1 protein-coding gene is annotated in these 1,280 nt (G+C 35.3%); it reads right to left on the minus strand.

Annotation, left to right across the window (positions count from 1 at the left end; all coding sequences use genetic code 11):
* Positions 1–80: 80 nt before the first annotated feature.
* Positions 81–1,280 (minus strand): IS4 family transposase (locus P9E47_RS22700; protein WP_326165143.1); only part of this gene is annotated, 1,200 nt, incomplete at its 5' end.

Below are 1,280 nucleotides of genomic sequence, written 5' to 3' on the forward strand. Positions count from 1 at the left end.
TTAAGTTTTGGGGACAAAACGACAAACTTTAATAAATTGTTGTTTGTTCCCATTTTTTTACATATATTATTTTTTTGTATTTACTTTATCTTCCTTCTATCGCGTTTCTTTTTTTCTAAATTGACTAGTGCAACATTCCCATAAATTATTTCTTTCTTTGGTTTTTCTGGTATCTTTTGTCTACCCTTCGACGTCCTTTTAGGTTTATAGTCTAGTGCCATTACGAATTCTTCCCATGATCGATTTAAGTAAGTCCTTATATGAGTAAGAATGGATAATGGTTTTTTCTTTGAATTAGCTTCCAATTTTACTATGAGGGTAAGAATATAGGCAATCATCGCAATAAACATCTGATTCCAAATTCCCTGGGGTTTTGTACTCCAGATCTTAACAAATCGTAAGGATTGTTTAATCCATTTAAAGAACAGTTCAATAATCCACCGATTTTTATAAATTTCTGCAACTTCCGTTGATTCTAAATCCCATCTTGTCGTTGCGACTCTGAAAATGGTTCCCTCTTCGTCAAGAAATTGAACAAGTCTGACTGGTTTCATTTTACCTGTTTCACCAAGTATTACTTTTGCATCTCTTTGAATAGTAGTACCTTCCGGTACCTCGTATTCTTCTAAAATGCTTGCGGTGACATCCTTTCTTAATCTAACGACGAATTTTATATTTTCTTTTATCCATTCGTTCATTCGATAAAGATCCATATACCCTCGATCCATCACATACGTTGCATCAGAAGTCTCTATTAATAAATCCCCACCTTCATGGTCTGTAACCCTACCATTGGAAGGTACTATTTTATCTGGGAAACTAATATCCTCGGATGCGACAACTAAACGCGTATGCATCTTAACCATAGTGCTGTTTTTCGATACGTAAGCCCAATTAGATAAAGTAGGTGGAAGTTTAATATGAGTCGCATCAACGATGCGGAGTCTTCCAATGTTCGGAGGAAGACCGACAAAGCTTTTCGTACGCTGCTCAAGCATTTGAACGACCTTAAGGAAAAGATTCTGTAGTATAGCTGTGTCTAACTCATTAATTCTTCTACTTAATTGAGAACTGCTGATACTTTCTAAATCGATACACTCCATCAAATCTTTATAGGCCCGCATCTTGATATCGAACTCAGGATAAGATTTCCAATGATCCAGTTGAGCTATCACAAAAATCTTTACAAGTGCTTCTATAGATAGCTTTTTCGTACCGTAGTTTAAGATTGGACAAGCTAAATCTTTAGTGGGTAATAATGACAAACATTGACGTAATAC

Origin of the sequence: Schinkia azotoformans, assembly GCF_035811335.1 — a bacterium.
Lineage (GTDB): Bacteria > Bacillota > Bacilli > Bacillales > Bacillaceae_J > Schinkia > Schinkia azotoformans.